Source organism: Roseburia sp. MSJ-14, assembly GCF_018918225.1.
Taxonomy (GTDB): Bacteria; Bacillota; Clostridia; order Lachnospirales; family Lachnospiraceae; genus Petralouisia.
On sequence record NZ_JAHLQD010000033.1, the window covers coordinates 1 to 1090 of the forward strand.

Below are 1090 nucleotides of genomic sequence, written 5' to 3' on the forward strand. Positions count from 1 at the left end.
TATTCCTTTCTTGGATCGATGATTTTAGCAGCATCGTCTACACGGCCATACTGACCCTTAGCTTTATCCCATGCTGTGTTTGCATCATCGCCTGCTTTAATGAAGTCTGTCATCTTTCCTAGGTTGACAAACTGGTAACCAATAATTTCATCATCTTCGTCTAGTGCAATGCCTGTTACATAACCTTCAGCCATCTCTAAGTAACGAGGACCTTTTTCTTTTGTAGCATACATTGTACCAACCTGTGAACGAAGTCCCTTGCCTAAGTCTTCAAGACCTGCGCCCACTACTAAACCGTCATCTGAGAATGCACTCTGTGTACGACCGTAAACGATCTGTAAGAACAACTCTCTCATAGCTGTGTTGATAGCATCACACACAAGGTCAGTGTTTAATGCTTCAAGAATAGTCTTGCCCTGCAAAATTTCTGCAGCCATAGCAGCTGAGTGAGTCATACCAGAACATCCGATAGTCTCAATCAAAGCTTCCTCAATAACGCCTTCTTTTACATTAAGTGTCAACTTACATGCGCCCTGCTGAGGTGCACACCAGCCCACACCATGTGTAAAACCTGAAATGTCTTTTACTTCTTTAGCGTGAACCCATTTACCCTCTTCAGGAATAGGTGCTGGTTCATGCTTTGCGCCCTTAGCTACTGGGCACATCATTTCAACTTCTTTTGAATAAATCATGAAATACTCCTTTGTAATTGTAATTTATAATGAACAATAATTTGTTGCTCACATCATTGATATTATCTCATAAATTAGGCTTGTTTTCTACCCTAAAATTTAGTTATTATAAGCCCAAATTGCCTTAATTATATCTTTAAATTGATCAAACTTATAAGTCTTAGAACTCCTCTCTCTACTGAGTGGTTCATTCACTTTAAAGCCAGTGTTATCATACCCATAAATCTCTATTATGTGAGGTCCTCCCGAGAATATTCCAGGCTTAACACTGAGGATTAGCTTGGCTCCTTTATCGAGGGCATTCTTCATTTCTTTCTCCGAAATTGAAAGACCATTAACCTTTAATCCATAATGCTTACCACCAGCTGTATACAAAGACCTGTCTCTTATACACATCT

2 protein-coding genes are annotated in these 1090 nt (G+C 39.5%); both read right to left on the bottom strand.

The window, feature by feature from the left end; genetic code table 11:
• Positions 1-692, bottom strand: a 692-nt coding sequence (locus tag KQI83_RS12085) for an iron-sulfur cluster assembly scaffold protein (RefSeq protein WP_216558380.1), incomplete at its 3' end; no start/stop codon positions are given.
• Between the two features lie 99 nt (positions 693-791).
• Positions 792-1090: C39 family peptidase (locus KQI83_RS12090; RefSeq protein WP_216558383.1), on the bottom strand; the 299-nt coding region annotated here is incomplete at its 5' end.